General features: G+C 67.1%; 19 protein-coding genes and 3 pseudogenes. 11 read left to right on the top strand and 11 right to left on the bottom strand.

Annotation, left to right across the window (positions count from 1 at the left end; genetic code table 11):
• Window positions 1-252: 252 nt before the first annotated feature.
• Entirely contained in the window at window positions 253-966 is a 714-nt protein-coding gene (locus tag OG453_RS19510) for a DNA alkylation repair protein (protein WP_266869222.1), read from the bottom strand.
• A 49-nt stretch (window positions 967-1,015) separates the two neighbouring features.
• Here OG453_RS19510 and OG453_RS19505 point away from each other — a divergent pair, with 49 nt between their 5' ends.
• The gene (locus tag OG453_RS19505) at window positions 1,016-1,720 is read left to right on the top strand and encodes a TVP38/TMEM64 family protein (RefSeq protein WP_266869221.1); all 705 of its coding nucleotides are present in this window, start codon (window positions 1,016-1,018) and stop codon (window positions 1,718-1,720) included.
• Window positions 1,721-1,811: 91 nt separating this feature from the next.
• On the opposite strand, the gene OG453_RS19500 is transcribed toward OG453_RS19505, so the two are convergent.
• A complete protein-coding gene (locus tag OG453_RS19500) occupies window positions 1,812-2,981 on the bottom strand; it encodes a thiolase family protein (RefSeq protein ID WP_266869220.1) in 1,170 nt (389 codons plus the stop codon).
• A 136-nt stretch (window positions 2,982-3,117) separates the two neighbouring features.
• Between OG453_RS19500 and OG453_RS19495 the strand changes: the two genes are divergently transcribed.
• Window positions 3,118-3,591: a helix-turn-helix domain-containing protein gene (locus OG453_RS19495; RefSeq protein WP_266869932.1), complete on the top strand. Its 474-nt coding sequence runs from the start codon at window positions 3,118-3,120 to the stop codon at window positions 3,589-3,591.
• Between the two features lie 136 nt (window positions 3,592-3,727).
• Window positions 3,728-4,603, top strand: coding sequence for an undecaprenyl-diphosphate phosphatase (locus tag OG453_RS19490; protein WP_266869219.1), 876 nt, complete (start codon window positions 3,728-3,730; stop codon window positions 4,601-4,603).
• A 316-nt stretch (window positions 4,604-4,919) separates the two neighbouring features.
• Here OG453_RS19490 and OG453_RS19485 read toward each other — a convergent pair whose 3' ends face one another.
• Window positions 4,920-5,489, bottom strand: coding sequence for a carbamoyltransferase N-terminal domain-containing protein (locus tag OG453_RS19485; RefSeq protein WP_266869218.1), 570 nt, complete (start codon window positions 5,487-5,489; stop codon window positions 4,920-4,922).
• 246 nt (window positions 5,490-5,735) lie between these two features.
• Entirely contained in the window at window positions 5,736-5,906 is a 171-nt protein-coding gene (locus OG453_RS19480) for a hypothetical protein (protein ID WP_266869217.1), read from the bottom strand.
• A 291-nt stretch (window positions 5,907-6,197) separates the two neighbouring features.
• Here OG453_RS19480 and OG453_RS19475 point away from each other — a divergent pair, with 291 nt between their 5' ends.
• The 6 genes and pseudogenes from OG453_RS19475 (at window position 6,198) to OG453_RS19450 (ending at window position 13,445) form a co-directional block, all read left to right on the top strand.
• Window positions 6,198-6,590 carry a hypothetical protein gene (locus OG453_RS19475; protein ID WP_266869216.1) on the top strand — a complete coding sequence of 131 codons (393 nt, stop codon included), beginning with the start codon at window positions 6,198-6,200 and terminating at the stop codon, window positions 6,588-6,590.
• A gap of 5 nt (window positions 6,591-6,595) precedes the next feature.
• Window positions 6,596-7,264 carry a nucleotidyl transferase AbiEii/AbiGii toxin family protein gene (locus OG453_RS19470; protein WP_266869931.1) on the top strand — a complete coding sequence of 223 codons (669 nt, stop codon included), beginning with the start codon at window positions 6,596-6,598 and terminating at the stop codon, window positions 7,262-7,264.
• A gap of 729 nt (window positions 7,265-7,993) precedes the next feature.
• Window positions 7,994-8,386 carry a hypothetical protein gene (locus tag OG453_RS19465; RefSeq protein ID WP_266869215.1) on the top strand — a complete coding sequence of 131 codons (393 nt, stop codon included), beginning with the start codon at window positions 7,994-7,996 and terminating at the stop codon, window positions 8,384-8,386.
• Window positions 8,383-8,631 (top strand): annotated as a pseudogene (locus OG453_RS19460) (hypothetical protein); the annotation flags it as partial. The gene OG453_RS19465 and the pseudogene OG453_RS19460, both read left to right, overlap by 4 nt.
• 527 nt (window positions 8,632-9,158) lie before the next feature.
• Window positions 9,159-9,761 (top strand): hypothetical protein, encoded by a 603-nt coding sequence (locus OG453_RS19455; protein WP_266869213.1) that lies wholly within the window; start codon window positions 9,159-9,161, stop codon window positions 9,759-9,761.
• 21 nt (window positions 9,762-9,782) lie between these two features.
• The gene (locus OG453_RS19450; RefSeq protein ID WP_266869212.1) at window positions 9,783-13,445 is read left to right on the top strand and encodes a CHAT domain-containing tetratricopeptide repeat protein; all 3,663 of its coding nucleotides are present in this window, start codon (window positions 9,783-9,785) and stop codon (window positions 13,443-13,445) included.
• A 225-nt stretch (window positions 13,446-13,670) separates the two neighbouring features.
• Here the strand turns inward: OG453_RS19450 and OG453_RS19445 are convergent, their stop codons facing one another.
• Genes OG453_RS19445 through OG453_RS19425 form a run of 5 tightly spaced genes read right to left on the bottom strand, consistent with a single transcriptional unit; the run spans window position 13,671 to window position 17,025 of the window.
• A complete protein-coding gene (locus tag OG453_RS19445; RefSeq protein ID WP_266869211.1) occupies window positions 13,671-14,216 on the bottom strand; it encodes a GNAT family N-acetyltransferase in 546 nt (181 codons plus the stop codon).
• A 41-nt stretch (window positions 14,217-14,257) separates the two neighbouring features.
• Complete coding sequence (locus OG453_RS19440; RefSeq protein WP_266869210.1) at window positions 14,258-15,337, bottom strand: hypothetical protein; 1,080 nt, start codon at window positions 15,335-15,337, stop codon at window positions 14,258-14,260.
• A 22-nt stretch (window positions 15,338-15,359) separates the two neighbouring features.
• Entirely contained in the window at window positions 15,360-16,679 is a 1,320-nt protein-coding gene (locus tag OG453_RS19435; protein WP_266869209.1) for a hypothetical protein, read from the bottom strand.
• Window positions 16,676-16,852, bottom strand: a complete 177-nt coding sequence (locus OG453_RS19430) for a hypothetical protein (protein WP_266869208.1) — start codon at window positions 16,850-16,852, stop codon at window positions 16,676-16,678. Before OG453_RS19430 ends, OG453_RS19435 begins: the two co-directional genes overlap by 4 nt.
• Window positions 16,853-16,866: 14 nt before the next feature.
• Entirely contained in the window at window positions 16,867-17,025 is a 159-nt protein-coding gene (locus tag OG453_RS19425) for a helix-turn-helix domain-containing protein (RefSeq protein ID WP_266869207.1), read from the bottom strand.
• A gap of 1,319 nt (window positions 17,026-18,344) precedes the next feature.
• Between OG453_RS19425 and OG453_RS19420 the strand changes: the two genes are divergently transcribed.
• Complete coding sequence (locus tag OG453_RS19420; protein WP_266869205.1) at window positions 18,345-19,064, top strand: hypothetical protein; 720 nt, start codon at window positions 18,345-18,347, stop codon at window positions 19,062-19,064.
• A gap of 348 nt (window positions 19,065-19,412) precedes the next feature.
• On the opposite strand, the pseudogene OG453_RS19415 reads toward OG453_RS19420, so the two are convergent.
• Together OG453_RS19415 and OG453_RS19410 are read right to left on the bottom strand one after the other, a co-directional pair.
• Window positions 19,413-20,230, bottom strand: a pseudogene (locus OG453_RS19415) (IS5 family transposase); the annotation flags it as partial.
• A 118-nt stretch (window positions 20,231-20,348) separates the two neighbouring features.
• A complete protein-coding gene (locus OG453_RS19410) occupies window positions 20,349-21,146 on the bottom strand; it encodes a hypothetical protein (RefSeq protein ID WP_266869204.1) in 798 nt (265 codons plus the stop codon).
• Between the two features lie 867 nt (window positions 21,147-22,013).
• Here OG453_RS19410 and OG453_RS19405 point away from each other — a divergent pair.
• Window positions 22,014-22,151, top strand: a pseudogene (locus OG453_RS19405) (undecaprenyl-diphosphatase); the annotation flags it as partial.
• Window positions 22,152-22,191: the final 40 nt, after the last annotated feature.

Raw genomic sequence — 22,191 nt, 5'->3', positions numbered from 1 at the left:
ACGCACTCGGGACGGGGACCCCGGGGCCGAACCGACCCTCCCCCTAGGGGGTCCGCCGGAGTGTCCGGGGAGGGTCAGCGTCGGGCGCCGTCGACAGGAAGTGCGGCGCAGAGGAAGACGGCAGCCTTCGCAGCGACCGCGACTGCGGTCGAAGCTGCGGGAAAGGCGTGCCGGAACATGTCGCAGATCATCGCCGACGGGCGGGGGCACGTCGAATGGTTTTCGCCGCGCGGCAGTTGGCGCGCCCGCCGGTCAGAGGTTCTTCAGCGCCTCGCGCACCGAGAGCGGCGCAAGACGGCCGCGTTCCCGCTCGACGAAGTCGCGCACGGCGTCCGGGTCGGTCTTGGCGTACTCGCGCAGACACCAGCCGATGGCCTTGCGGATGAAGAAGTCGGGGTGCCCGGACTGGCGCAGGCAGTACGCGAAGAGGCGCTCGGTGTCGGTGGCGTCCTTGTGGCGGAGCTGATGGAGGAGGGCGGTGCGGGCCACCCACAGGTCGTCGTCCTCGATCCAGGCGTCCATCTCGGACCTGAGCTTCGGGTCGGCCGCGACAAGGCCGCCGACGACGTGCGCAGCGAGCAGGTCGACCGTGTCCCACCAGGAGACGGTGGTCACCAGATGGCGGGCGACGGGCAGGAAGCCGGAGTAGAGGCGCTGCACGTGGCGGCGCAGATAGTCGACGGCGAAGTAGGCGTACTCGCGCTCCGGCAGCTCCCAGCAGCGCAGCGCGATCGCCGTGCAGTCCGCCTCGTCGGGGCGCGGGGTCCCGGCGAGCACGGTGCGGGACAGCTCGCGGCGCAGCGGCGTGGGCAGGCCCAGGAAGGGAGCGACGTCCTTCATGTACGCCTGTGCCTGCGCGGCCCGCTGCGGATCGGCCGCCTCCGGATAGGTCGCGGTGAGCCGCTCCATGACGGTGTCGGCCACGCCGCTGCGCGGGACGGTGACACCGGGGACTGTGACGCTCATGAGACGCACCCTACGGCGATCACACACATATGTCGGTTAGTCTCCCCGGATGCTCGACACCGCCGCTGCCGCCCGCCCGCAGGGCCTCGCCGTGCGCTGCGCGAGGGCCGTGCTCTCGCCGTGGTCGCGGCTGTCGTTGCTGGTGGTGCTGCTCGCGGCGGCCGGGGCGTGCGTGCTGGTCTTCGAGCCGCAGAGGCTGCTCTCCGACGGGTGGCCCCGGCAGCTGGGCGGCGCCGCAGCGGTGCTTGTGTTCGCTGCCGCGTACGGCCTGTGCACCGCGGCGTTCGTGCCGCGCCCCCTGCTCAATCTGGCGGCCGGCGCGCTGTTCGGCTCGCAGGCGGGGCTCGGGGCGGCGATCGCGGGGACGGTCATCGGCGCCGGGATCGCCTTCGGCCTCGGGCGCATGCTGGGGCAGGACGCGCTGCGCCCGCTGCTCCGCGGGCGCTGGCTGAACGCGGCGGACGGGCAGCTGAGCAGACACGGGTTCCGCTCGATGCTGGCGGTGCGGCTGTTCCCCGGGGTGCCGTTCGCGGCCGCCAACTACTGCGCGGCGGTGTCCCGCATGGGCTGGCTGCCGTTCCTGCTCGCCACGGCCCTGGGCTCGATCCCGAACACCGCCGCGTACGTCGTCGCAGGCGCCCGCGCCTCGACCCCCACGTCCCCCGCTTTCCTGATCGCGATGGGCTTCATCGCGGTGACGGGGCTGGCGGGGGCACTGATCGCCTGGCGCAAGCGCCACCACCTGCGCCCGTAAGGGGCGCGGGGCTGTGACATTGTGCGGCTCCGCCGCGTGGGCGCGACCAGCCCCCACGCACCTTCAGACGGAGTACCGGCCCCCAGCGGAGCTACAGCGCTTCAAGAATGGTGGCGTTGGCGAGGCCCCCGGCCTCACACATGGTCTGCAGCCCAAAGCGCGCGCCGCGCACCCGCATCGCGTGTACGAGCGTGGTCATCAACCGCGTACCACTCGCGCCCAAGGGATGCCCCAACGAAATCGCGCCCCCGTGCACATTCACCTTCTCCGGGTCGACACCAGTCTCCTGCAACCAAGCCAGGACGACGCTCGCAAAGGCCTCGTTGACCTCGAAGAGGTCGATGTCGTCGAGGCTCAACGAGGCGTTGCGCAGCACCTTCTCGGTGGCGGGCAGGACCCCGGTGAGCATGAGGAGCGGATCGGACCCGGTGACGGCGAAGCTGTGCAGCCGGGCCAGCGGGCGCAGCCCGAGCCGCGCCGCGTTCTCGCTGGTGGTGATGAGAACGGCGGACGCCCCGTCATTGATCGGACTGGTGTTGCCCGCAGTGACGGACCAGTCGATCTGCGGGAAGCGCTCACCAAAAACCGCGTCTTCGTAAGCCAGCTTCAGGCCGGCGAGGATCTCCGGAGTGGTGGCCGGACGTACGGACTCGTCGCGGGTGACGCCCTCGATCGGGGCGACCTCCGCGTCGAAGAGGCCGTCGTCCCAGGCCCGCGCGGCACGCTGGTGCGACGTCGTCGCGAAGGCGTCCATCCGCTCACGCCCGATCGACCACTTGGCGGCGATGAGTTCGGCGCTGATGCCCTGCGGGACGAGCCCTTCGGGGAAGCGCTCGGCGACACCAGGTCCGAAGGGGTCGGCGCCCGCAGGGACGTTCGACCACATCGGTACGCGGCTCATCGACTCCACACCACAGGCGACGGCCATGTCGTACGCACCTGAGATGACGCCCTGAGCGGCGAAGTGCACGGCCTGCTGGGAGGAACCGCACTGGCGGTCCACGGTGGTGGCGGGCACCGACTCCGGGAAGCCGGCGGACAGGACGGCGTACCGGGTGGTGTTCATGGCCTGCTCGGCGACCTGGTCGACGCAGCCGCCGATCACGTCGTCGATGCGGGCCGGGTCTACACCGCTGCGCTCCACGAGGCTGCGCAGGGTGTGGGCGAGGAGCTCGACCGGGTGGATGTGGGCGAGGGAGCCGTTGGGCTTGCCCTTGCCGACCGGGGTGCGTACGGCTTCGACGATGACGGCGTCACGCATGGTGCGGTCCTCCTAGGGCGCCGTGGAGGGGCACGGAACGGCACTCCCCCAGGGCGATTACCAGTGAGTAGGAAATCTGAACTCACCATAGCCTTGTGAGTTGGAAATTCAAACCCTCTCCTTCGATCCCCCTAGACTGCCCGGCATGAAGGATGCGCGCCCCTGCTCGATCGCCGACGCCCTCGCCCTCGTCGGCGAGAAGTACTCCCTGCTCGTCCTGCGCGAGGTCTGCCTCGGCAATGGACGCTTCGACCAGCTGGTGCGCAACATCGGCGCCCCGCGCGACGTCCTCGCCACCCGCCTGCGCCGCCTGGTGGACGCGGGCGTCCTGGAGAAGATCCCCTACAGCGAGCGCCCACAGCGCTTCCACTACCGCCCCACGCAGGCCGGCCTCGAACTCGAACCGGTCCTGATGACCCTGATGGCCTGGGGCGACCGCCACCTGCGCAAGGACGACGACCGCCCGATGGTCATCGAGCACGTCTGCGGCCACGAGATGCTCCCGGTCGTGACCTGCCACGCCTGCGGCGACCGGGTCCGCCACGACGACCTCACCGCGCACCCGCAGGCACCGGGCTGGACGACGAAGGGTCCGACGGAAGCCGCTTAACCAAGTGACGCTACGCTGCCCCACGGCAAGGGCGTGATCACCCCTCGCTCACGCACCGCCCGCATCCCCCTTCATCCGACGCACGCACCTGACCGCACCCGCAGCCCATGATCAGTACTTGGACGGCGCAGTTTCCATGTCTTGGCTTGAATCCTTCATCCTCGGGCTCGTCCAGGGACTGACCGAGTTCCTCCCGATCTCGTCCAGCGCGCATCTGCGGCTGACCGCGGCGTTCGCGGGCTGGCACGATCCGGGGGCCGCGTTCACCGCGATCACCCAGATCGGCACCGAGGCCGCCGTGCTGATCTACTTCCGCAAGGACATCGGCCGGATCATCACGGCGTGGTTCGGCTCCCTCTTCGGCAAGGTGCCGCGCTCCGACCACGACGCGCAGATGGGCTGGCTCGTCATCGTCGGCTCGATCCCGATCGGGGTGCTCGGCGTCACGTTCAAGGACCAGATCGAGGGCCCCTTCCGTGATCTGCGCCTGATCGCCACGACCCTCATCGTCATGGGCATCGTCCTCGGCATCGCCGACCGCCTCGCGGCCCGCGACGAGACCGGCGGCAAGCACCGTGCCGTGAAGGAACGCAAGAGCCTGAAGGAACTGGGCGTACGCGACGGCCTGATCTTCGGCGTCTGCCAGGCCATGGCCCTCATCCCCGGCGTCTCCCGCTCCGGCGCCACGATCAGCGGCGGCCTCCTGATGGGCTACACCCGCGAGGCCGCGGCCCGCTACTCGTTCCTGCTCGCCATCCCGGCCGTCCTGGCCTCCGGCGCCTTCGAGCTGAAGGACGCGGGCGAGGGCGGTCACGTGTCGTGGGGCCCGACGATCTTCGCGACGATCATCGCCTTCGTGGTGGGCTACGCGGTGATCGCGTGGTTCATGAAGTTCATTACGACGAAGTCCTTCATGCCCTTCGTGATCTACCGGATCCTGCTCGGCATCCTGCTGTTCGTGCTGGTGGGAGCCGGTGTGCTGAGCCCGCACGCGGGCGAATCCGGCGGCTGAAACCGGGCCCACAGGTAGCGCTGTCGAGCATTTCCTAGCGCCTGATTGCAGCACCACGCCATGATCATCTCCCACTTGTCTCCCACTCATCTCCCACCGGGGAAGCGGGATACACCCCACTAGGACGTGTGCGTCGGCAAAGTAGGGGATGACGCGGAAGGGCCCGCACGTCCGTGCGGGCCCTTCTGCGTGGCGACCGGCCCGGGTCAGTCGAGGCTGAGGCGCGCCAGCAGGCCCTGGACACAGCCGGCGAGCGCCTTCTCCGGGTCCGGGCTGATGGTGGCAAGTGCCACTGCGGCCGTCACGATGACGTCGCTCAGCTCCTTCTCGACGAGCCGCCAGCGCGGGCGGTGAGGAAGTCGAGGGTGTAGCGGTCGGGGTTGCCGTAGCCGGCCAGGCCCATGAGCCTGCCGGAGCTGGTCCAGTTGCCGAGTCCGAGGTGTTCGGCGACGGTCTCGTAGAACCAGCCCAGCGACTGGCTGAACGGGAACTGGCGCAGGACCTTCAGTCCGTCGGCGGTGCCGTGGGCAATGGTGGCGGAGACGCCGTCGCCAGAGCCGTCGACCACCAGGACGGCGGCCTCGTCGAAGCCGCTGGGGTGGAAGGCGGAGGCGGCGTGCGCGAGGTGGCGCTCGACCACGGTGACCTGCCGGGGCCGGTGGTGGCCGAACAGAGCGGGGGCGAGGAGTTCGGTGATCAGCTCGGCGTCCGTGCAGATGTCGCTCGGCGTAGGCCAGGCCGGGTTGAAGGCGATGGCGATCTCGTCAACGTCGGCCAGGGTGATGCCGGCCTCGGACAGGCAGTAAGCCGCGGCCACCGCGCAGGAGCGGGAGTCCTTGTGGTGCTTGCGGCGGGAGAAGCGCTCCTCCTCGGCGAAGGCGACCACCTTCCCGTCGATGACCAGGCAGGCGGAGGGGTGGAAGCAAAGGGGGAGGAGGGGGCGGCGGTACGGGCCGATTCGGCTGGTGCCCGTCGTCCCCGATCGGCGACCGGTGTTTCCCCTCCACGATCCTTGCCACAGCAGCCTCCTCAAGGCCTGAGTTCTCCACTGCAGAAGCGGAGGCCCGCGATGCACGAGGGCGCACATGCGCCTGAACGCCTGCTGCATACAACCCAGCGACTGGGTCGCTCGTCAGCCTTCGAGCGGGCGGCCCTGTGCTGCCCGCAGGCGGGCCAGACCGGAGATCCGCGTGCGAGCAAGTGGCAGTTCGTCTTCGGGGGTCGGGAGCGTGACGGGCATGGACCACACACCGCTGGTCTGGGAGGCGATGCCGAGCGCATCCATCACCTCGGCGAGTCCCATGCCGTGGCCGGGACAGGGAGCCCGGCCATGGTGAGTACGTCGGTGCAGCCGGCCTCCTTCCCGGCAACCAAGGCGCGGATCTGGGCCTTGGTTGCCGTCCCGCGCAGCGGTAATCACGGAGCCAACTCAGCCCTCTACCGCATTGCCCTCGTCCGCATGTCCAGAGACGCCCGCGCCAACGAGTTTGCCGCGGCGGCGGACCGTTCCGACTTTCCTGCCGGTGGATGTCGCCCGGTGATCGGTCGCGTCCAGCTGCTCGGCGAGCGGGAAGCTGCCGCCATAATGGGAGGCATGCCCTCCAGCCCGCACCACCCCGCACCCGCGTCGAAGAACCTCTCGGGCACGGACGCCGAGGACCTCGCGCTGTACCGGGAGAAGTTCCGGTGCCGTCTGCCGGAGTCGCTGGACGAGTTGCACGGCCCGACCCAGGGGGTCGTCGAGCTGCCGCTGCACATGGCCTGGTCCGGGATGACCTCGTACGACCTGGGCAAGCCGCGCCAGCGTATGGGCCTGTACCGCACTGTCTTGCATGAGGGCCTGCACGACGACCTGCCCCGGTACCTCAACCAGGACCTGCTCCTCCAGCTGTGGCCGGTGCTGCGCACTCTCGTCGGCCGCACCGTGCGCACCGTGTGGGAGGACGCCTTCGCTCAGCTCGCCTCCCGCACCCAGGCAGCCGCGTGACGGACATGCCGGAGCTGCACGCGCGGCTTCTGGCGGATGTGATTGCCCTCGGCTCGCCGTATCCCCTGGTCCTCACCGGCGGGTATGCCGTGCGGGCGCACCGCCTCGTGAACCGCCCCAGCCAGGACCTCGATGTCGCCACCGAGAACCCGGCGCCCATGGCCGACATCGCGGCCACGCTCCGCGCCGGCCTGGAAGCCCGCGGCTGGAAGGTGCACGCGCTGGAGACCGCCCCGCTGTCCGCCCGCTTCACCGTGACCGACCCGGCCACCGGGCAGGACTGCGAGGTCGACATCCTCAAGGAGATCTTCTGGCGGCCGGTCGCCCAGAGCCCGTACGGGCCCGTCCTCGCGGAGGAGGACGTCATCGGGACCAAGGTCCGCGCCCTCGCCGACCGCGGAGCGCCCCGTGACCTGATCGACGTGTTCGCAGCCTCCCGCCGTTGGAACACCGCCGATCTCGAGGAATTCGGCCGCCGCCACGCCCGCGGCCGCTTCGAGCGCGAAGACCTGCAGGCAAACCTCGCCGGATCCGAGTGGACCGACGACGAAGCCTTCGCCGCCTACGGCCTGGACCAGGCCACGATCACCGCTCTTCGTGCCTGGGCCGTGGAGTGGGCCGACGACCTCGCGGCCCGACTCCTCGAAGAGTCGGATGATCCGGACATCGACTGATCACATCAGGCCGACCACCGGAAACGGGAGCCCGGGGAAGCCGAGCGAGGGGCAAGTACAGTGCCGTGGAAATATCCCCACGGCACTGGGCAAACTGGCCTCTCACGGGCGATACGACCAACGTCCGACTCCTCCGGGCAGCCAGGCCACACCTCGAAGGTAGAGCACGGCAAGCACTTCGGGCGTCCACGCTCTGGGAACTGACTTCCCTCGCGCCCGCAGTCTGACGACGTTCCATCAGCACGGACGACCGCCACTGAGGTGGCGAAAAGAAGAGCTCCTCGCTCGCCCACACTGCTCTTCCAGTGGCCTGACCAGCCAGCCCGCCGGCGCACCCGACATGCCATCAGAACGAGCGTCACGAGCGTCATTTCAGCGTTAAGATATCGCCTGTAACGCCCATACCGCATATAATACGCAGACGCAAAATCGCAGGCCAGGAACCCTTTGCGACCGGCTCCAAGATCGCCACCACTCCACGTGATGTGTCATCGGAAAGATATCGGCCTGAGCGAGTCCCGAAAAAGCCCAGGTCAGAGCCGGTTTAACGGCTCTCTGTCCCGCGTGCGGGCGCCCAGAGCGTCAAACGAGCGTCACGACCGACAATCCATCCCTGCCCCTCGGCAGATGCGGCTGCCACGACCAGCTCGTCTGCACGAGCTCTCCGCCGCTCACTCCGGGCGCAGCATCCACTCCCCATGCCACGGCTCCGATGGCCACAATGTGGTCATGCCAGCCGGCCCACAACACCTCACCGCCACGCAGAGCGAACTGTCGGGCGAGGTCGCCGACGACCTCGCGCTGTACCGGGAGAAGTTCCGGCGGCGTCTGCCGGAATCGCTGGACGATCTGCACGGACCAGCTCAAGGGGTCGTGAACCTACCATTGCACTTGGCCTGGTCCGGGATGACCTCATACGACCTGGGCAAGCCCCGCCAGCGAATGGGCCTGTACCGCACCGTCCTGCATGAGGGTCTGCGCGACGACCTACGCCGCTACCTCAACCAGGATCTGCTTCTCCAGCTGTGGCCGGTACTGCGCACCCTCGTCGGCCGTACCGTGCGCACCGTATGGGAAGACGCCTTCCCCCAGCTCGCCTCCCGCACCCAGGCAGCCGCATGACGGACATGCCAGAGCAGCACACACGGCTCCTGGCAGATGTGATCGCGCTCGGTTCCCCGTACCCGCTGGACCTCACCAGCGGCTATGCCGTACGGGCGCATCATTTAATCAACCAGCCGAGGCAAGACCTCGATGTCGCCACCAAGAACCCAGCGCCGATGACCGACATCGCGGCCACACTCCGCGCCGGCCTGGAAGCCCGCGGCTGGAAGGTACGGGCGCTGGAGCCCTCCCCCAGCGCGAGGCCGCAGGAGTGGATTGCCCTGTGTTGCCCAACTCAGGTCACCTGGCAGTTACCTGTGGCCACTGTAGGGACCGGTTCGGCTTGCCGACGCGACCATCGCCGAGAGCCGCAGGGTATCCCTCAGCGTCCCGGGAAGCCACGCAATTGGCATATCCGTCCCCTCACTTTGCTGGATGACTTGCCCGATCCAGACGAGTCGGCAACTCTGATGCAGCAGTCTTTTCACGGGGGTTCGCGATGTCCGTGCCATGGAATGACGTGAGACTTGACCGTCCCGACCTGACCGGATGGTCTGCCAGACGAATTGAGGACCCCCCCCGGCTGGTACCTGGAAGGCCCCTGTCCTTCATGCAGCCACACTGTCCATGAGACCTGGCTCGACGATGTGGTCCGCGGCACGGATGTCACACGGCTGGAGCCGGATGCCGAGGCGACCGTGATTGCTGTGCGGTGCCGATGTGCCGACCCTGGGTCGCACGGCGAGAACAGGTTCGGATGCGGCCGCTCCTGGACGGTGGAACTCGGACCATGACCCAGATCTCGGGTGGGCCAGCGCCGTCACCGCAGGATCTTGAGGCTGCGGATCGAGTCCGGGCGCTACAGACGACGGAACTCGAACGTGTCCGTGAACAGGCCAGCAAGTGGCGCGACGGGCTGCTGGGCTTGGCTGCGCTCTTCGGGACTGTGGTCGTGTTCAAGGGGCGCGACTCCCTTGACGGCTTGGCGCCGTGGGTTGAATGGAGCGCCGCAGGGGCACTGCTCGCAGCCCTAGTTGCGGTGATCGTCTCGGCCTTCCACGCGATGATCGCGGCGTTCGGTTGGACCTCCCAGCCGATGCCGGTGGGTACATCCAACGGGCTACACGAGCGGTTACTCCGCGACGACCGGCTGCGGGCCCGCGAGGCGATACGTCGGATCAAGATTGCCAGCGTACTGATGATCGCCGGGATCACGGCAATGGCTCTGGCCACCAGTCTCGCCCTGTTCGGGCCGGAGGAAGCCAAGAAGGACGAGAAACAGTGCGTCAGTGTTGTCACGGCTGACGACACTGTGTCACTCACCGTTCCCCTCGCTAAGGGCCGACCAGTCACTCTCAGCGGCCCCGGGTCCCTCGAAGTCGGACCCTGTTGAACGACGACGCCAGGAGCCGCCATGGACTGGGAAGCGATCGGACGGGGAGGGTGGCCTGACAACGCTGCGTTCGCGGCGCTCTCTCCCGAAGCCCAACTCGCGGAGATCTGGGCAGCCGTCCGCTGGGTCGAGCCACGTCAGCGATCCGATCCGATGAGCGGGCATCGCGTCGCCGTCGCTGCGCTGCATCTGCTGGATAGCCAAGGCCACAGTGAGACTCGGCTCCGAGCCGTCCTGGCGCTAATCCTCGGGGCCACCGCCTTGAACCTCGGCGACGAGGACGAAGCGCTCCTGCACTTCGGTGAGATCCTACGACGCCCGGAGGATCCTGAGAGCTACGACGAGCGCGACCAAGCCCTGATTCATTACGCCTCACTCATCTCTGCTAGGGACCACGAGCGTGCCTACGAAATGCTCGGCACGGCAGTGAGCACGGCGCTACAGCAGGGGCATCTCATCCGCGCCGCGAACGCGTCCATCACACTGGGTAGTCTGCAGCGCGACCGCAAGCAGTGGGAGACGGCGCGACGAACATATGAGAAGGCGATCCACGATCTCGGCGAGCTCGAACCGCGCGATCCCGACACCGCACGCATCCTGGCTCGGCTCCACGGGAATCTGGGCAACGTACTCACGGATGATCTCGCCCTGCACCAGGAGGCTGCCGATCACTATGCCAAGGCAGTGGCACTGTTCGAAGCCGCGGATGAAGGCAGTTTTGCCGACGACCGATACTTCCACCTCATCTGCGCACGGCTCTCCGCTGGAGAACACGGAGCAGCGCTCAGGCTACTGAAGGACGGACTCAACCGCATCGGTCGGCACTCGGAGGGGTTTCTCCGGCTACTACAAGAGGGCCACTGCCTCTCGATTCCCGAATCCGAACTGCCCGCGTGGCTCACGCTCTTCGAGCAAATACTGGCGACCGCCCCGGAGGCCCTCACCGCCGCGGGCGAAGCGCTGCTTCTCTCTACGCAGATCGTGATCCGCGTACGACTGGGCGATGCGACCGGAGCGATAGCTCGGTCACGCGACCCGCGTCTTCGGTCCCTCCCCGAATGCGACCTGTGGTGGAAACAGACACCCTTGATAGCCGCGTTGGCCATGGAATACGACTGCCACGGCATGCTGTGGTCCTACCCTTGGTCGGCCGATGTCCTGGACAACGCACAACGGGTCTCACTCAAGACCCGCTATGTCCAGGAACTAGCGACCGCCTGGCTCTTCTCGCAGGCTCAACAGCCAGTCGAGGGACCGCTTTCGGATGAAAGAACGCTGCGGGAGATATTCGGCCCGCCCGTGAAACAAGGAATCGGGTCGGCTCCGGAGGAACCTCCGACCTGGCTCGGCCCCGCACCGCCCGAAGCGCGCGAGCGCTATGCCCGCCTGCGCCGGGCGTGTCCTTCACAGGATGAACTTAAGCGCGAGTTCTCGCAGTGCTACTACCCCAGCCTCACACCCCACGGACAGCCTCTGGCCCATAGCGAGGCGCCGCTGCGGGCGGCGGTTCGCGCGGCAGACCTGCTTGGACACCCGGAGCTCATGGTCACCAGCAGGGTCAGTCTCGCCAGCAGTATTGCTGGACCTGCGCCGCAGGGTTCAACGACTGACCGCCTGCTGGAGTCTCTGGAAATCCTCCGTGAAGCGCGGACCGTCGCCGACGGGCTGCCGCGAGAGGAGGTGAGGGTGAGCATCACGACGGCCACCATCCTCAAGGAGAGCCACGGTGGCGATGAAGCGGCCCGTATCGAAGCCGCGATCGAGGAGGGCCGCCGTGCCATGGACCTTGCAGAACGGCACGGATTCCGGACTGTACTGCCTCTCGCAGCGGGCACCCTCGGAAATGCCCTCTCCGACTACGCGGATGCCAGGCTGCCCCGGTTGCTGGAGGCGAGAACCGTCCTTGAGAAGGGACTGACGGCCTTGCGTGCGGAGCCGCCCGCCGACGCCGAGTTCATGGAAGCTACTCTGCTCAACTCTCTGGGTTTGGTCTTCCAGAAAATAGGAGAGCTGGAGAACCCGCGGGACAATCGGCTTGCCGCAGCCGGCTACTACCGCAAGGCCCTCGCACTCCGGGAGCGTCTAGGCGATCCTGACCGCGAGCTCACGACCCTGATGACCTTCCTGGGGTGTCTCTTCCTGATGACGAAGGAACGCGGCGCGACAAGCAATCCGGAAGCGGTCCGACTCGCCCAGCGGATCCAACGGCTCGCACCGCGGGCTGTCGATCCGGTTCTACGTGCAACCAGCTTGAGCAACGCGGCGATTGCGCTCAAGACCACTGACCCCGATGCAGCCAAGGAGGCACAGCTCGAATCAGTCCGTGGCCTCAGGGGCATGGGACCGTCCCGGTACCTCATCCAGATCCTCACCAATGCCGGCCAGACCCATCTTGAGTTAGGCGACGCAGCTGCGGCCCGGGAGTTGCTCGAAGAGGCGGTTTCCGTGATCGATGAATTCCGCCCGCTCGGTAAGTCCTCTCGATACCGGGCAGAATTGACACGGAGCTTTGGTTCAACCTACCGGCTGCTGGGTTCCGCACTGGAGCGGCTGGGGGCGCCCGACGAGGACAAATGGTGGGTGGTGGAACGCGGTACCGGCAGAACGCTGGCCGAAGGCCGGGGTGAGGCGCCTGCCCGTGACGATGTTTTCCACGCTCTGAGGAACGCACTTCCGGCAGACACCATCCTGCTGCAGATTTACGTCACCAAGACAAATGAACTAGCCTGCTTTGTTCTCCAGCACCGGAACGGTCGCCTCAACGTCCGAGACGGTGGACGCAGACTGCCACTGTCCTCCCTCGCGGTCCGTACAGGCGATGCAGCCGATGATCGCCACATCCGCATCCCACTACCCACCCCCGAGCACGCGGAACAGTTCCATTACCAGATGTCCTGGATCAGTTCGCATTTCCTCGGCCCGCTTCTGAACGACATCGACCTGGCAGGAATAAAGGGAATTGTGATCGCCTCACGAGACCTCCGGCATCTGCCTTGGCACAGTATGCCGACCCCGACGGGTGAGCGGCTGGGCAGAACATTCGAGGTGATTCGAGTTCCCAGCGCCGCCTTCCTCGCCCGGGTTCTCGGCACCCCAGATCCGCCCGTGCGTAAGGCGGCCTTCGTCGCCTGCGATCCCAGCGGCACGCTCAAACGGCACATCCAGGAGTGTCGACATGCCTTCTCGACGTTGTCGGTACCGGACAAGATCGTGCTGACCGACATCTCGCGGCCCCTCAGTAAAGGTGCGGCCCTGAGCATCCTTAAGGAGACAGATCTTTTCCATTTCGCTGGCCACAGCACGATGATCACTGACCGCCCCGACCAGTCCGGGCTACTGTTCTCCGACGGCTTGCTGTCCGTCCCTGAACTGGAGGTGGCCTGCGCCGAGCGCGCGCCCAGCATGGTGTTCCTCTCCTCCTGCGAGTCTGCGGCAGAGGACACAGTTCTTGAAGACGCCCTGAACCTGTCGACGGTCTTCCTCCAGGCCGGCGCACGGGTCGTCATCGGCGCGTCGTGGCAAGTGCCCGATTCCATAGCCGCGTTCACTGCTCGTAAGTTCTACGAGAACCTCGCGACGGCTGGCCCCATTGCCTCTCTGCGGCGCGCCCAGACTCAGATGATGGACACTGTCGCGAGTGCGCACTGGGCAGCCTTCGTGCTCCAGGGCTGGTCGGTGCGATGAGACCAGTCATCGCACCTGCCCGACCGACCCGCGAACGTGACCCGGCCCTGTCCAACCGGGAGACGACTTCGCCCTGTCCGTGGAGGACAGGGCGAAGGAACGTTCATGCGCCGATGGTGAGCGGGGTTTCCATACGTTCCCAGGCTCCAAGGACGGCCTTGTGGGCGTCCGGCTGGAGGTGTAATGGCGGAGTCGGGTATTGGAACTCTCGGAATGCCCCCGCAATCAGAGGGGATCGAGGAGCATCAGGACCTCGTCCCGGGTGTCGTCGGGCGTGAAGTGGAGTGCCCCGGGCCAGCGACCAACCTCGCGCCATCCGAGTCGGCTGTAGAAGGCCTCCAGTCCCTCGCTTCCGCGGGCCGCGAGATGCATCTGTTCGAGACCCAGCTCGTCGCGGGCGATCTTTCGCAGCTCACGCATGAGGGCGGAGCCGACTCCGCGACCGCGAAAGTCGGGGTGGGTTTGAAGGTGGTTGACCGTGCCCCAGTGTCCGACGAGCCGGTAGGGATCGCGGTTGAGGACGACCCATCCAGCAAGAACGCCGTCGAATCTGGCGGTGATGAGACGGCTGTGCTGTGGGTGGAGGCGGCCGAGGATCTTGTCCGTGACCGGCGCGACCTCGTCGTCCCAGACCGGCGGGAACGGGAACCCCGCAGCACCGCCCGAGTTGGTGACCGCGATCCAGCAGTCGATCAGCTGGCGTCGGAGTTCGGGGGTGACCTCGTGGGCGTCGGTGACCTGGGCGAGGTCAGGCATGCTTTCGTGCGTCATGAGAAAGAGCATGTCAGCGGGGACTGACATCGGTGCATGGGTCAGGTTGTCGAGTTCCGGCGGCTGATCTCGGCGGCGTAGGCACCCCAGTTTCCGGCGGCGGCTCGCTGCCATTTGACCGCGACGGTGATGTCGATGCCGAGGGTGCGAGCAAGGACCGCGGCGGGCAGTTCGGTGGCGAGCTGGAACAGCACGGTCGAGCGGGCCTCCGCGAGCCGGATGCCGAGGTTGCGGAGCCGTTCGCCCATGGCCCAGGCACTGATCGGGCGGCCGGGCTGGCCTCCAGGGAAGAGCCAGGGTGAGGCCGTGCGGCCGAGGACAGCATGGCTGCGGCGACTCTCGGCTTGTCGGAGGGCCAGTTCCGCGACGGGTGCGGGTAGCTCGACGGGGACGGCGCCGAAGCAGATGCGGACGGCTCCCTCCGTCTCCTCGATGTGGTCGACGGTGAGCCGGGAGATCGCTGCGGGCCACTGGGCATAGAGAAGCAACAACAGGCCGGCGAGACGGTCTTCGGGCTTGAGGGTCTCGTCGTGCAGCAGGCGTCGGGCGGTGGCCCAGCGGGCCTCGTCGTCCATCGGCTGGGAGGGGCCGTTCCATCGCTCGGCCGGGAAGCTGAGATCGCGGGTGATCTTCTGGGAGCGGGCCCAGCGCGCGAAGTGGCCTGCCTCTCGACGGAGGCGGACATCGTCGCTGGTCATCCAGTGCTCGAGGTCGGCTTGTCGGCAGGTGGCAAGGGTCAGGCTCTGTTCCTCGAGCCAGTCCATGAGATAGACGGCTGCCCGCAGATGTTGCCGCGCGACCGCGAGTTGGGAGTGCGTGATTTCCTTGCCACGGCTGCGTCGGCGGAGCCGCCGCAAGAGGTGCCAAGTCGCGTACCGGTGCAGGACTTTCCGTCCCTCGGCCGTCGCGTGGGAGGTGACGAGGTCTTTCACGTGCCGTTCGAGCCGGACCATCTGCTCGTCCCGCTTGGGCAGGGCTTCGGTGGCGACGAGAACACTGCGGATGTGCTCGATGACCTTGCCTTCGGGGAGTTCGTCCAGGGCCTCGTGGGTGAGGGGGCGGCGGCCGGAGCCGAGATCGGAAAGGACGGTGGAGACGATGCCCTTGGAGAGCCAGCTCATAGCGGTGGCCGCGCGTTCGGAGCTAGCCAGGGCGTCGTGGAGGGGCTGCAGCTTCGGGGGTATGGAGCCGGTGCCGTCGCCGAGGATCTCGTGGAGCCGTTGCTTGAGTGTGCAGCGAGGGCACGGTCCTGGCGCGTGTAGCCGTTCGGCTTGTCCGCAGGTGGGACAGGGGCGCCAGAGCTCGGCGTCGGGTGTGGTGCAGGGGCCGCAGACGGGGGGGGTCGGCGGTGCCGGAGTGGATGCCGCGGAGCCGTCCGCAGACGGTGCAGTGGACCTGGCGTTGTCGGCAGCCGCCGCAGCGGGGCAGGCCGGTGAGCTTCGAGAGTGTGCAGGGTGCGGTGTGGCCGCAGATCGAGCAGAGCACTATGGGCAGGGGACGGCAGTTCGGGCAGATGGGACCGTCGGCGGTGCGGGAGTTGACCATGCGTGACTTGCCGCAGACGATGCAGGTCTCCAGGTTCGCCGGGTCCCTGACCAGGCAGCTCGGACACAGCGGTCGCCCCTCGGCGTCGCGGGTGGCCGGCTCGCGCCGGGCACCACAGCGTACGCATTCCTCGAAGCGGGACTTGGCGATGCAGTTGCGGCAGACCCGCTGCCCGTCCAGCGGCTTGTCGATGCGGACCACCCGGTGGCAGCGAGGGCAGGCGGGCCGGGCGATCCCGGCGACACCGGCCTCGTGCAGCAGGTCAATGAACCTCAGGATGGCGCGGTGCGGCGCCAGATAGCCCTCCCCGGTCAGCAGACGAGGGTTCTCCTCCAGGGCCCAGACCACTCGCTGCCGATAGTGGGGACGGTGCGGTGCCGTCCGCCGCAGGGCCTCGGCGACCACGTCACGGTCGGCGCCCGGAGCGATCGCGGCGATCAGCTCATGAACGACCGTGACGGGATCACGGTCGTCGGTGTCAGGACACATCGAACAACGCGGCAGGCCCTTGCGGTCCCGGAAGCCGATGCGTCGGACGTTTCCGCAGGCAGTGCACTCGGCGGTCTCCTGCCCGCAGACTCCGCAGTACCAGTCCTGGCCCTTGCGTTGGAGAGTTCGCAACTTCTTGCCGCACTCGGCGCAGACCGGGGGCGCGACCGCCGAGGCGCCGGCTTTACGGAGCGCGATGAGCAGATCGCCGATGGCCCGGGGCGCCGGGGACCGGCCGTCGGTCAGGACCGCGGGCCGTATCGCCAGGGCCTTGGCCAGGCTCCGTGACTTCGCGCGGCCACCCGCGACCGCGGTGACCACAGCCTGGATCGTCTTGACGCCGAGTTCCTTCTCAACGCCGGCGACGAGGTCCGTGATCAAACCGACTGGGTCTGTTACGGCTCGGTCGAGCTGGTCGGCCATGGTCATGAGCGGTCAACACCCCTGATCCGTGCTCGCTTTGGCCGCAGTCCGCCGAGTCCCTCCGCATCGGGCGCCGCGCCGCCGACGGCGGCCTTCTTCGGCTTCTTCACGGTCCCGGCCGCTGCGATGGGCTCGATGAGGTCGTCCATGGTGCAGTCGAGGATGTCGAGCAGGGCCATGAGGATCTTCAGGCTCAGTCGCTCCGGTCGCTCGACGACGAGCGGTAGACCTGGCTCGTGGACAGCGTGATGCCGCGTTCCTTCAGCGGCGGAAGGAGGTCGGTGGTGGAGAACATCCCGCGGTCGGCCATGACTTTGCGCAGGTGCCAGTGGTAGTCGAGCTTGGCGGCCATCGCCGGATCCCTCCTCGTCAGGCCCCGGCGAACGCCGGGGCCAGTGCCTTGTGCAGGGAAGTGCTCATGAAGTCGTCGCTGACGTGCGTGTAGATGGCCAGGGAGCTGTCGCACTCATGGCCAACCTGCTGCTGGATTATCTTGAGTCCTCTGGCTCGACAGGCTGTTGACCTGTGAGTTTGTTTCGTGGTGGTTGTCGGTGACGTAGCGGATGAAGGCACTGGGGGTCCTTTCAGCACGGGCCGATCGTTACCGACCTGGGATTGCCCGCTCCTGCCCGTGGTGCGGGTGTTGACCGAGGTGAGCCCCAAGAGGGGGTCATGGAATGATCTTGAATCCCTCAGTACTCCGCCCGTAACCCGTTCGACCGAGTGTCGTTAGTGGTGATGCCAGAGTTTCGTCTGGGCCGGGGTGGGTTGTGACGTCGATCGAGCGGACCGCGTGTCCGCGGTTCAAGCGACTGATCACCGCATGAGCTGTATCTGCTATTCCCTTCGCCCCGTGAACGAGAGCGAGTGGGCGGCCAGTGCCACGGACTGCGACGAGCATCTGCTGGCTCTGCTGCTGATGCTGAAGTCCTGCCAGGGCATGGGGGGTGTTTCCCGAAGCTGAGGGTTCGGAACCCTTCCTGATCGCAGGACGCTGCCACGTGCGATTCATTCAGAAAGAGGCTCGTAGTGCTTGGCGAACGCATCAGTAACACCGCATGGTTTGCACGCCGCGAGTGGGCGTCGGGATGGCATCCCCGTTCGGGGGCCCGCATTGGTGCCGCAATTGCCTTCGTTTGCACGGTGGTTGGGCTGACCGGCCCGACCGCCTCCGCGAGCGGACCACGGCTGTCGGCCACCGCTGCGGACATCGGTATGCGCTGGACGGTGTGCGCCGCTGACCTGACCGTCCGCGACGCTCCGGGCGGGCGAGTGATCGGTACCCTCTACGGCCCTCAGACGGGAGGACCGGCACAGACGTTCACGATCCAGGACACCAGCGCCCACAATGGCGAGTGGGTCCGCGGCCACGCTTGGGGCGACGTCAACCAGGACGGCTACGTCCAGAACGGATGGTTCTGCCCAGAGAATGCACCAGCGCCGACCTCAGCTGCGTCTAGTCCTCCAGTAAGCGCTGAGGCCACAGCATCACTGGCGACCTCATCGGCCACGCCCCTAGCGACCGCAGCAAGCCACCTCTCTCCGGTGGAACGGTATGCACCATTCATTTATCTCGCTCCCGGCGAGAGGCACACGCCTATGAGCGCTGGTTCCTTTGTCGCCCAGTCTTCCCTGTCATGGGCCCGGGACCAGGGGTGCCCCGACGACACCGTGGCTGCCCGCACGGAGGTCAACGCCAGTCGGCTCGGTAGTGGTGGCTACCGGCATCAGATCTCCAACCGCCTCTGCATCCGCCATGGCGCTCAGCACCGCAGCAATGACCTGACCCGTCCCCGAGACGGCGGAAAAGGAGGAGTGCCTCTGCGTGAGGGGTTCTTCCTGAACTTCCCGAACCGGCTCCGTGCTGGCCAGGGCACCAGTTCCCCCGTCTACTACGAGTACTCTCCGCGGAACTACCTCACCTACTGGTTCTTCTATCCGTTCAATGAGGCGCCCGGTCCAACGAATATCTTCGACCACGAAGGCGACTGGGAGCGGATCAGTGTCAAACTCGACCGACACAACCGTGCTGTCATCGTGGCGTACTACCGGCACAACACATACTGCACCGTGCCTTGGAAGCGGGCTGGCAAACACCATGGACATCCCCTGGCCTACAGTGCGCTGGGAAGTCACGCAACCTACCCGCGAGCAGGCTCCTACCCTATCCCCGAAGCCCAAGGTTTGGTCTCTGACATCGCTGGCCGCGGCCATGGTTGGGCGACCTATCATCATTTGAAGAACGCCCGCACCCAAGGATGGTTCGGCTACGGTGGCGCCTGGGGTGAAGTTGGCGACGGGCCTGACTCCACCGGGCCACTGGGACCGTCCATCTTTAAGGGCGCGACCCTCACCGACAGCGAATGGTCTCGCCCTCACCCCTGCCCTTGAGCAAGACGGCTGCGCATCCGCATGAAGCGCCTCGGGCGCAGAGCCTCCGAACTCCTCACTATCGCCGAGGAACTGCACCACGACATCGAGTTCGAACTACTCACCGACCCACTCATGGGTGTCTACGCCCCTTCCAGGCGTAGCCCCGCCCTGTTCCCGAACTTCGTCGACATGCCCGAGTCCGAGCGCGAGTGCCTCCGGGAGAAGCCCATCGAGGGCCAATGTGTCCGCCCGTGAGCGCGGTCGGTACGGCGGCTGGCCAGCTGGCTCGCAGTTCGTTGACGGCACCCCGATCACAACTCTCACGGCTGACCTGAAACGAACCCTGAGGACCCCGGCGGTCAAATTCGCCGGTGTCGTGAGACGGCGGGTCATGTTCGCGGTGGAGGCCCAGTAGACGCGTGAGGCGGAGGTGTCGGGCCGGTGGTCATACTCACGGGTCAGACACCGGTGCAGCATCAGCGTGCCGTTCGCCTGCTCAACCACCCACCGCTTGGGCTGCGGGACGAACCCTTTGCCCTGGCCAGCGGGGTTGCGGCGGGCGACCTCGACGTCGATGTCCAGCAGGGCACCGTGGATGATGACCTCGTCCTTGAAGTCCTGGTCCACCAGGGGCCTTCTCCAGGCGGTTGCCGCACCGCTCGGCAGCCTGGTCGAGCAGAGCGGTGCCGGCGGTGTTGTTGTGGGCGGTGACGGCCAGCACGACAACACCGATGACCAGCCCCAGGACGTCCAGGGCCAGTCCCCACTTGCGCCCCGACACCTTCTTGTTCGCGTCCAGCCCCGTCGTGGTCTTCGGGACACCGTCGGCCACGCGGACGGACTGGGTGCCGATGATCACGAGGGACGGGTCCTCTAACCGGCGGGCCTTCTCGCGGACCTGGCAGCGCAGGAGTCCTGGATCCGCTGGTCAAGCTTGTCCTCGCGCCACAGGCGGATGTAGTAGAACACCGCCGACCAGGCCGGTAGATCGTGCGACAGCAAGCGCCACTGGAGGCCTGTCCGGTTCTGGTAGAAGATCGCGTTCACGACTTCCCTCTGGTCGCAGGACCCAGGATCTCGGTCGCCGACCGCGCCACCCGGTCCTGCTTCCAGGCCGTGATCATCGGCTCGATCAACGCCCACTGCTCGTCGGATAAGTCGCTGAGGTACGGCTCTCTCTTCACGCCCCACATCTCAACATGGACATGCCCACGAGGCGGTCCGGACCGCGATCAGTACCACGATCGAGCGATCACGAACCGAGGAAGATCGGACTTAACACCCACTCAGACCTGTCGATGCTCAGCCTTGCAGCGCCGACAGCACGCGCGTTGGATTCCCGATCAGGTCGAGCAGGGCGCTGGTCCGACGCGCCCACCGAGCTGGATCGTCGCCCTCGGTGAACGCTGCGGTCGACTTGAACTGATCCCGGAGGTTGACCGGCAGACGGCCAGCCAGCTCCGCCGCGAGCTCACGGCCCAGGACAGCTCGCGGCGAGGCCGGCCGCATGAAGCGGGCCAGCTTGCCGGTTGCCGGGACGGGGGCGTCGGAAGCGGTCTCAAGGGCCGCGACTGCCTCTCTCACCCAGTCAGCGTCCCAGGCATCCGGGAGCGGAACTGGGACCTGCTGAACGCCGGCGATCGCTTCCCGCCCCAGCGCCAGGGAGAGCCCGCCGGGGTCCTCGTGGTAGTTGAGGTAGCGGGCGACGTCGACGCCCGGAGGGCAGACCTCGTCGAGGACGACGTCGCCGACGAAGTCGCTGGGATCGATGAGCCAGCCCTCGCGAACCACGACGGACGGATTCAGACGGACTCGGTACAGATAGAATTGGTTGCCCCAGTTGGCTTGGTCGCGGATCCGCCTGAGCATGTTGTGGACCGCGGCCTCGTACGTGCCGATGTGGAGCGCCTTCGCCCGCTGGCGTGCGGCCCAGGCGGCGACAGGCTCGTCGCCGCCCATCATCATGCGGGTCTTGGGCGTGAGGACGGCGGCCGGATCGAAGTCCCTAGTCGGCCAGTCCGGCTGCGTGCTCGTGTGGTACCAGGAGACGGTCGCAACCCGGTCGTTGTCGAGCGCCGGGTCGTCGGGATCGACCGTCACCCGGGGCGCGTCGTCGTGCTCGCACGTCAGGCCGCAGCCGGGGCACTTCTCTCCGCCCTGGTCCCATCGGTCGATCCATTCCAGGTCGACGACGAGGCGACGGCCGCAGCCGCCGCCAGCATCTGCCGGCCGCGCGAGAAGTCGATCAGTCGTTCCATGGCTCCATTCTCCGGGAGCGCTCCGCGGGGCCGACCAGACCCGGCACATGCCGAGCGGACGACCTGTCGTCGTTGGTGCTCGCGCTCTAGAACGAACCTCAGGAACGCTTGGCTGACCAGGCCAAATGCGGCCCACGCACATCGGACCATCACGTAATCATTTAAGGGCACACCCAGGGGGCTAGCGCAAATGGATGCTGATACTTCGCGTGCCACCCCCATGCTCTGCAGTCCGACCTCAAGGGCGAGGACATCGCACAGCAGGTCAGGGACGGTCGGGGCGGCGTCGGCGTCAGCTACTACTGGCAGCTGGTCTCGTGCGGTTGACCGGCCTCCGAGGAGTTCACGAGGGTCCGCCTGAACCAGCCCCAGCTGGTCACCTCCCGCCGTCCCCTTCCGGAGGTCCCCGCGACCGCGTACGCCGGGAAGCGCCCGTACCTGCTTCGTCACGGCGGCAAGGAGTGGCTGGACGAAGATCGACACAGTCGCATAGCCGTGGAGACCCGCATGGGCCACGAGGTCGCCGGCGTGGAAGGTCTCGCACGTTCCCCTAACCATGGAGCCGGAGATTGCCGATTCGCTGCAAACTAGGTGGCTGCGGTTTCGTGGCTGGCGAGGGAGAGCACTGGAAAGTGCCATCTCCCGCTGCTCTCCCATTCAATCTTGTGAGTGGTGGAAACAGCAGGTCAGAGCCGCTCAGAACCTCGACTTGAACTGGTTCATGAAGTTCATTACGACGAAGTCCTTCATGCCGTTCGTCTACTACCGCATCCTGCTCGGCATCCTCCTGTTCATCCTCGTCGGCGCCGGCACGCTCAGCCCGCACGCGGGGGAATCGGCCGGGTGAGGCAGGGCCTTGCGGTGCCTTCGTTGTGCTCGCCGGCATC

This window comes from Streptomyces sp. NBC_01381 (assembly GCF_026340305.1).
Taxonomy (GTDB): domain Bacteria; phylum Actinomycetota; class Actinomycetes; order Streptomycetales; family Streptomycetaceae; genus Streptomyces.
Note: the sequence above shows the minus strand (reverse complement) of the source record. Positions and strands in the feature narration are given on the sequence as shown.

Excerpts from the sequence above, each read along its gene's own strand:
- OG453_RS19510 (WP_266869222.1), bottom strand. The coding sequence starts at position 966 with ATGAGCGTCACAGTCCCCGGTGTCACCGTCCCGCGCAGCGGCGTGGCC.
- OG453_RS19505 (WP_266869221.1), top strand. The coding sequence starts at position 1,016 with ATGCTCGACACCGCCGCTGCCGCCCGCCCGCAGGGCCTCGCCGTGCGC.
- OG453_RS19500 (WP_266869220.1), bottom strand. The coding sequence starts at position 2,981 with ATGCGTGACGCCGTCATCGTCGAAGCCGTACGCACCCCGGTCGGCAAG.
- OG453_RS19490 (WP_266869219.1), top strand. The coding sequence starts at position 3,728 with ATGTCTTGGCTTGAATCCTTCATCCTCGGGCTCGTCCAGGGACTGACC.
- OG453_RS19480 (WP_266869217.1), bottom strand. The coding sequence starts at position 5,906 with ATGGGACTCGCCGAGGTGATGGATGCGCTCGGCATCGCCTCCCAGACC.
- OG453_RS19475 (WP_266869216.1), top strand. The coding sequence starts at position 6,198 with ATGCCCTCCAGCCCGCACCACCCCGCACCCGCGTCGAAGAACCTCTCG.
- OG453_RS19470 (WP_266869931.1), top strand. The coding sequence starts at position 6,596 with ATGCCGGAGCTGCACGCGCGGCTTCTGGCGGATGTGATTGCCCTCGGC.
- OG453_RS19465 (WP_266869215.1), top strand. The coding sequence starts at position 7,994 with ATGCCAGCCGGCCCACAACACCTCACCGCCACGCAGAGCGAACTGTCG.
- OG453_RS19455 (WP_266869213.1), top strand. The coding sequence starts at position 9,159 with ATGACCCAGATCTCGGGTGGGCCAGCGCCGTCACCGCAGGATCTTGAG.
- OG453_RS19450 (WP_266869212.1), top strand. The coding sequence starts at position 9,783 with ATGGACTGGGAAGCGATCGGACGGGGAGGGTGGCCTGACAACGCTGCG.
- OG453_RS19445 (WP_266869211.1), bottom strand. The coding sequence starts at position 14,216 with ATGACGCACGAAAGCATGCCTGACCTCGCCCAGGTCACCGACGCCCAC.
- OG453_RS19440 (WP_266869210.1), bottom strand. The coding sequence starts at position 15,337 with ATGAGCTGGCTCTCCAAGGGCATCGTCTCCACCGTCCTTTCCGATCTC.
- OG453_RS19435 (WP_266869209.1), bottom strand. The coding sequence starts at position 16,679 with ATGACCATGGCCGACCAGCTCGACCGAGCCGTAACAGACCCAGTCGGT.
- OG453_RS19430 (WP_266869208.1), bottom strand. The coding sequence starts at position 16,852 with ATGGCCCTGCTCGACATCCTCGACTGCACCATGGACGACCTCATCGAG.
- OG453_RS19425 (WP_266869207.1), bottom strand. The coding sequence starts at position 17,025 with ATGGCCGCCAAGCTCGACTACCACTGGCACCTGCGCAAAGTCATGGCC.